Raw genomic sequence first — 6512 nt, 5'->3', positions numbered from 1 at the left:
CCGAGTCGTCGCGGACCTGGACCTCCTCGAGCAGGCGGGCCCAGGTCCCGTCTGCCTCCCACCGGGCGAACCGCTCATAGACCGTCTGCCACGGCCCGAACCGTTCCGGCAGGTCACGCCACGGAGCACCCGTCCGCAACCGCCACAACACCCCGTTGATCACCTGCCGGTGATCCCGCCACGGACGACCCCGCCCGTCAACACCCGGCAACAGCGGCGCTATCCGCTCCCACGCCACATCCGTCAACTCACCACGACCCACCACAAGATCAACTATCAGACAGGCCCTAGGCCGCCGCGCTTCCCAGCAGGGCCCTGATGGGCCGCCACAGCTCGGGGCCGGCCGTGACGCCGGCCGGGACGCCGTTGTCGGGCGGGGTGCGCCATATCAGGCCGTCGGGATGGTGCAGGACCGCCGTGATCTCGTCCGGGGTCGGCGGGGCGGCGTTGCCGCGCAGGTAGACGGCCCGCAGGCCCAGGTTGCGCAGCCTGGTGAGGGCGCGCGCCCGGTTGCGGGCGTGGACGAGGACGCGGACGTCCGCGGCGGGGCCGGGGAGGCCCTCTCGGGCGGCGGGGCGGGGCAGGTTCAGCGCCACCACCACCATGCCGTCGGGCAGCTTGCAGAAGCCTCCTGCGGCCATGCGGTCACACCCCCGTGTGCGTCGGTGTCGAGGTCGCTGTCAATAAGAAGAGCACAGGAGGCACCTAAACACGATCGGCGGCAACCCGCCAGGGGTTGCCGCCGATACGCTTCTGACCTGCGGGAACGTCGGCTACTTCGCCGACGGACCGACCTTCACCTTGATCGTGGAGCCATTGGCCGGCTCACTGACGATCTTGATCGAGGTGTTGGTGTCAGCGATCTTGACACCCGCGAGCGGGGTCGAGGCGTCGTAGTACGTCGACTTGCCGTCGTCGAAGACCGGGACGCCCGGGCGGGACTTGATCTTGACCGCGACGTCCGCCTTGTGCAGCGTGATCGCGTCCGTCGGATACCGGCTGAAGGTCGAGTCGAAGCTCTGCAGACGGGCGTTCATCGCGGTGCCGTCGGCCCACTTCAGCGGCGTCGGGTGCGAGTCGACCGGCAGGATCTGGCCCTCACCCGGGTGGGCGCTGGTGTTGTTGTCCGCCTGGGACAGGTCCCACTTCCAGATCAGCAGGCCGTTCTGGTAGGCGTAGTGCTCGACCCAGCTGGGACGGGTCGTCGAGAAGCCGAAGTTGTACGGGCCGACCTTGAGGGTCTTGTCGTACGACACGTACTGGCGGTTCTCGGCGATGTAGTACTGCGGGTAGTCGTCCGTGATGGACGCGCCGATGCGCGAGAAGCCGGCCGCCTTCCAGGCCGGGTCGGCGGTCTCCGCGTTGTCCGAGAAGAGCGCGGCGCCGTCCGCCGTCACCTTGATCTCGTCGGCCGCGAAGCCCTTCAGGGCCACGCCGCCGTCGGTGGCGTAGCGGAAGCGCAGGCTGACCTTCTTGCCCGCGTAGGCGTCCAGCGGGAACGTCAGCTTCTGGTACGACGCGACCGTGCCGGTCAGCGCGGGCTTGCCGCTGCCGTCCCGCGGGATCGCGGTGCCGTCGGCCAGCGTGCCGTCCAGGGGCGTGTAGTTGGCGCCGCCGTCGGTGGAGACCTCGGTGTACAGGTAGTCGTAGTCCTGCTCGGTGTCCCACCAGGCGTCCAGCGTGAGCGCCGCGGAGGTCTTGCCGGTCAGGTCGACGTCACGGGTGAGCGTGTTGCGCAGGTCGTTGCCGCTGCCGCTCCACCACTGCGTGGCGCCCTGGGCCGGGGCGACCACCTCGGTGGTGACCTTCTTCTCCGGCAACTGGACGACCAGCGCCTGGGCGTTCTTGGTGTTGTACTCCGCGAGCCCGAGCGTGTGGCTGGACTTGACGCCCGCCTTGGCCACGTCGTAGTCCAGCCAGCCCAGTTGCAGCTTGTCCCAGGCGTTCATGTCGCCGGGCAGGTCGCCGATGGCGTTGCGGCCGGTGCCGAGCCAGGAGCCGGAGGACATCAGCGTCCAGAAGCCGGTGGAGTTGTCGCCGCCGCCGGAGGTGTCGTACTCGTCCGGCAGGCCGAGGTCGTGGCCGTACTCGTGCGCGTAGACGCCGAGGCCGCCGTTCTCCGGCTGGATGGTGTAGTCGCCGACCCAGATGCCGGTGTCGCCGACCTGGGCGCCGCCGAGCTTGTTGGTGTCCGGGCCGGTAGAGCCGGCGTCGGTGCCGAAGGCGTACCAGCGGTGGGCCCAGATGGCGTCCTCGCCCTGCGCGCCGCCGCCCGCGGACTCGTCCTCGCCGGCGTGCACGATCTGGAAGTGGTCGATGTAACCGTCGGGCTCGTTGAAGTCGCCGTCGCCGTCGTGGTCGTAGCGGTCCCACTGGTCGAACTGGGCCAGCTCCGCCTTGATCTGGGCCGCGGTGTCGCCCGCGGCCTCACGCTCGGCGACCCAGGCGTTGACGCCGTCCTGGACCGCGTACCAGGCGCCGGTGGAGGCCTTGTTGGAGCCGTAACGGGCCTCGTTGTAGGGGACCTTGACCCAGTCGGTGACCTCGCCGTCGACCGAGTAGCGGCCCGAGGACTGCTTCTCGTAGTACTTCTTCAGCGACTCGGTCTTCTTGCCGGTGCCGAAGTACAGGTCCTGGAAGTGCGCCTGGTTGTAGTCCGCCTGCCAGGCGGTGGAGTTGTCCTTCTTGCGGTCCGGCTGGGCTATCCGGTTGTGCAGCGGGCCGGCCGTGCCGCCGTAGCGGGAGTCGACCTTGTCGCCGAACTCGACCAGGATCGTGAAGATCTTGTCGGTCTTCTCCCGGCCCAGCTCGACGTACTTGCTGTCGCCCTTGCGGCTCTTGAGCTGGACGACCTTGGACCCGTCCCGGTCCTTGACCGACGCCTTGCCCGATATGACCTGCTTGAGGGCTTCCTCGCGCTGGGCGTCCTGCGTCTTGCTGAGCGGCCCGTCGAAGTCGTGCTCCTTGGCCTTCGCCGGCTGCGGGTCGCGCCGGTCGACCGCCGGCGCCTTCGCCGAGCCGTTCTCGGCGGCCTGCGCCACGGCGAACGTCGAGTACGTCGCCGAGGCCGCGGCCAGGGCGACGACGGTCGCGACCGTCCGATACGTCCAGGATCTACTGCTCACTTGCTGTCCTCCCACGCACGCGCCCGTGCGCGCGGAAAGGGGGGATCCCTGTCAAGGAAGGTCCGCGCGCTGTTATACGCGTGTAGTCAAGTGCCGCCATTTGACTACTGGTTTGCGAGAAAAGACAGACCTTGACTTGGACAGGTCAAATGCATTATCGGGAGCCGGTGTTCGTATTGCGGACATATGGCGGCAACATGACGCACCGTGAAGGACCGGGCCGGGCGCGCGGACGGTCCACCTGATGGACGTCATGACTCCGTGCGCCCCCTGTGCACCGGCACCGTGGGTTAGGTCACGCTTACCGCTCGTCCCGCTCGGGCATGCAGGCGAATAGAGTCGAGACCGCCCCCGCTTCCGAGGACACGATTGCCATGCCTCGTCCGACTGTCGCACAGCTCACATACGGTTCCTGCACCGTCATCTTCTCGACGCTCGCCATGCTGCTGCTGTCACAGACGAGTTCGGGCCCCGGGATCGCCGTCATCGTCGTCGCCGCGGTCGCGCTCGGCGTGCTCGTGGCCATGACGGTGCCGACGCCGAAGCCGTCGAGGAAGGCCGTGGCCGCCTGTTCCGCGGCGAGCGCGCCCGCGGGCCGGACGCAGCCCTTCACCGTCAGCGTCACCGTTCCCCCGCACGCGCCCGTGCAGGCCCCCGTGCCGGCGTCCGTCGCCGCGGCGGCCGAGCCGGTCCGGGAGCCCACCGCCCCCTGAACCGCAGCGGCACGGCGCAGGGCCCGCACCTCGGGGTGCGGGCCCTGTGCCGTGCCGTGGTCCGGGCGGCCCGTCAGCCGGTGCTGACCACCACCGTCTTGGCCGCCTTGTCGTGCAGGCCCTGTTTGTACGGCTTGTCGAAGTAGCTCCAGCCGCCGCAGATCGCCGTCCACAGACACGCGCAGCAGAACGCGAACGGCACCCACAGCACCAGCGCGCGGATCAGCGACGTCTGCACCGAGGGCGTGGCGCCGTTGTCGAGGTCGGCCACCCGTATGCCGAGCCACTTCTTGCCCAGCGTCCGGCCCGTCCTGGCGGTCAGGATCGTGTCGTACCCGACGTACAGGATCACGGCGACCAGCTCCCGGCCGAAGGTCTTGCCGAACTCGATCTTGTCGGCGTTCATCGTGTACTGCGCGACCCCGAAGGCCCACGCCAACAGCGACGCGACGATGAAGACGAGGATCATGTCGATGATCCGGGCGAGCGTGCGCCGGCCGCTGTCGGCGAGCGGGGGCATCCCGGCGAGCGGATCGGCGGGACGGCCGCCGTACGGATCGCCTCCGTAGGGGTCGCCGCCGTACGGGCCGCCGCCGTACGGGCCGCCGCCCTGGGGCGGGGGCTGCCCGGCTCCTGGGCCGTACGGCCCCTGCGGGCCCTGGGGGGCGTCGTAGGGCGAGCCCTGCGGGGGCTGCTGCGGCCGTTTGCGGAACGGGTCGTCCTCCGGCGGCTCGCCGCCGCCGGAGCCGGGGGGCGGTTCGGTGGTCATGCCCCCGAGTCGACCGCGAACCCCCGCCCTCCGCATCCGGCGAGCGGCCGTCCGGGGTACTCCGGGCGAAGGCGCGAAGCCGGGAGGGCCGGTGCGGTCAGCCCGCGACGAACGTGTGCGCCGCCTTGTCGTGCCAGCACTGGCGCCACGGCTTGTCGAACAGGCCCCAGACGACGCCGACCACGCCGACCACGAGCAGGCCCGGAATGCTGTAGACGAGCCAGCGGCGCACGGCCGCCCCGAAGGACGGCGGCTCACCGCCCTCGATGTCCCGCACCTCCAGACCGAGCAGCTTCTTGCCCAGCGTGCGGCCCCACCTGGCGGTGGGCAGGGCCTCGTAGACGATCCCGAACACCAGCAGGACGGCGACGACGATCCCGAGGTACACCGACGTCGTGCCGTCGAGCAGCCAGACGGTCACGGTCTCCCCGGTCAGCCTGGCCGCGACGATCTTCTCGTGGACGTGGTCGAGGGCCCTCACGCCGAGCGGCACCGCGGCCGCGCCGGTGACGGCCGCGAGGACGAGGGTGTCGACGAGACGGGCCGCCAGCCGCTTGCCGAGGCCCGCGGGACGGGCCGACGCCTGACGCCGGGCCGCCGCCTGGAAGATGTCGTCGACCGGCGGCTTCCACGGCGCGACCGGCCCGTCCTCGGCCGCCGCGAGCCGGTGCACCTGCTGCGCCCAGGAGGGCTGCCCGCCACCGGGCCCGGCCGGGGCGACGGGGGCGGCGGGTTGACGCGGGACGCTCGCGGCGGCCTGCTGCGCGGCGGACGGCGCGGACTGGGCGGACTGGGCGGACGGCGGGACCGGGGCGCCCGGGAACGCGGCGGGACCCTGCGCGGCGGGAACGGCACCCGGGAGGGGAGCCGGGGCGGGGGCGGGAGCCGGCGCGCCCTGCGCGGGCCCGGCCTGCGGGGCGGGGGCCGCCGCCCGGGACGCCGCCACCCGTTCGGCGGCCGCCTTGCCGGCGCCGAACCCCGGCTCGGCGGGAGCGGCGCCGGCCGCTGCCGCGGACACGCGGCCCGGCGTCTGCGCGCCCGCCTGCTCCGGGAACGCCGGGGCGGTCGTCGGGGCGGTCGTCGGCCCCTGCGCGCCGGACGCGCCGTCCTGATGGCCCGTGCGCGGGCCCGGCGCGCGGAAGGTGACGGTGCCCTCGTCGGGGACGAACCCGGGGGCGCCGGACGGCGATCCGGTCGCCCCGGGGCCCGGCGTCGGGCGGCGGAAGACGAACGTGCCCCCGGAGACCACGTCCCCGGCGCCGGAGCCGCCGTGGCCCTCCGGCTCCGCGGGCGGGATCGTCGCCCTGCCGTCCGTGCTCGCCGAGCGGCCCTCGGGCTGCGCCGGGGCGGGCGCGGGCGTCCGCGGGTCGGCGCCCTGCGGAGCGCCCCAGGAGACCCGGCGGTCCTGTTCGCCGCCGAAGCCGGACTGGCGCGCGCGGTCGGCGCCCCACGCGGAGGCCGGCTCGGAGGCCGGCTCGGCACGGCCGCGGTACGGGTCGGCCGGGGCGGGATCCTCGTCGAAGAAGTGCGGGCCGGTCTCCTCGACGGAGGGCACGGGGCCGCCGGGCGGCGGTGTGAGCGGCCGGCCGTCGGACGGGGGCGTGAGCGGCCGGCCGTCGGACGGCGCCGGTCGGCTGGTGCCAGGTACCCAGGAGGCACCGTTCCAGTACCGGACGTATCCAGGGATGGAAGGGTCCGGGTAGTACCCCTCGCGGGGCCTGTCGTCGCCGGGGGCCGGGGTTGGGGCGCTCATGTCCGTCGTCCCGTATCTGCTCGGGGGTGGGATGGGGGACCACATTTATCAGACGCGCGCAGGGGCCAGGGCGGCTCTGGCCATACGGCCACCTTTCCGGGCAACCCCGTGCACGCTCTTCACACGTTCGAAACCGCCCGCCGGGGCCCGGC

6 protein-coding genes are annotated in these 6512 nt (G+C 72.4%); 1 reads left to right on the top strand and 5 read right to left on the bottom strand.

Annotated features, from left to right (window positions below):
* The 3 genes from ACFVYK_RS27395 to ACFVYK_RS27385 form a co-directional block, all read right to left on the bottom strand.
* Positions 1-265, bottom strand: a 265-nt coding sequence (locus ACFVYK_RS27395) for an IS5 family transposase (RefSeq protein ID WP_389778577.1), incomplete at its 3' end; no start/stop codon positions are given.
* 22 nt (positions 266-287) lie between these two features.
* Entirely contained in the window at positions 288-641 is a 354-nt protein-coding gene (locus tag ACFVYK_RS27390) for a hypothetical protein (protein WP_389778576.1), read from the bottom strand.
* Positions 642-773: 132 nt separating this feature from the next.
* Entirely contained in the window at positions 774-3125 is a 2352-nt protein-coding gene (locus tag ACFVYK_RS27385; protein WP_389778575.1) for an immune inhibitor A domain-containing protein, read from the bottom strand.
* A 374-nt stretch (positions 3126-3499) separates the two neighbouring features.
* Between ACFVYK_RS27385 and ACFVYK_RS27380 the strand changes: the two genes are divergently transcribed.
* Entirely contained in the window at positions 3500-3838 is a 339-nt protein-coding gene (locus tag ACFVYK_RS27380; protein ID WP_389778573.1) for a hypothetical protein, read from the top strand.
* Positions 3839-3911: 73 nt separating this feature from the next.
* Here the strand turns inward: ACFVYK_RS27380 and ACFVYK_RS27375 are convergent, their stop codons facing one another.
* Both ACFVYK_RS27375 and ACFVYK_RS27370 read right to left on the bottom strand, forming a co-directional pair.
* Complete coding sequence (locus tag ACFVYK_RS27375; protein WP_389778571.1) at positions 3912-4607, bottom strand: RDD family protein; 696 nt, start codon at positions 4605-4607, stop codon at positions 3912-3914.
* Positions 4608-4704: 97 nt separating this feature from the next.
* Positions 4705-6360 carry an RDD family protein gene (locus tag ACFVYK_RS27370; protein WP_389778570.1) on the bottom strand — a complete coding sequence of 552 codons (1656 nt, stop codon included), beginning with the start codon at positions 6358-6360 and terminating at the stop codon, positions 4705-4707.
* Between the last annotated feature and the right edge of the window lie 152 nt (positions 6361-6512).

The sequence above is a fragment of the Streptomyces sp. NPDC058291 genome (assembly GCF_042880855.1).
Classification (GTDB): Bacteria; Actinomycetota; Actinomycetes; order Streptomycetales; family Streptomycetaceae; genus Streptomyces.
The sequence above is the reverse complement of the archived record's forward strand: the minus strand, read 5'-3'. Positions and strand labels throughout refer to the sequence as shown.

What these genes read in the sequence shown, in the direction of transcription:
- ACFVYK_RS27370 (WP_389778570.1), bottom strand. Translation starts at nt 6,360, where the DNA reads ATGAGCGCCCCAACCCCGGCCCCCGGCGACGACAGGCCCCGCGAGGGG.
- ACFVYK_RS27375 (WP_389778571.1), bottom strand. Translation starts at nt 4,607, where the DNA reads ATGACCACCGAACCGCCCCCCGGCTCCGGCGGCGGCGAGCCGCCGGAG.
- ACFVYK_RS27390 (WP_389778576.1), bottom strand. Translation starts at nt 641, where the DNA reads ATGGCCGCAGGAGGCTTCTGCAAGCTGCCCGACGGCATGGTGGTGGTG.
- ACFVYK_RS27380 (WP_389778573.1), top strand. Translation starts at nt 3,500, where the DNA reads ATGCCTCGTCCGACTGTCGCACAGCTCACATACGGTTCCTGCACCGTC.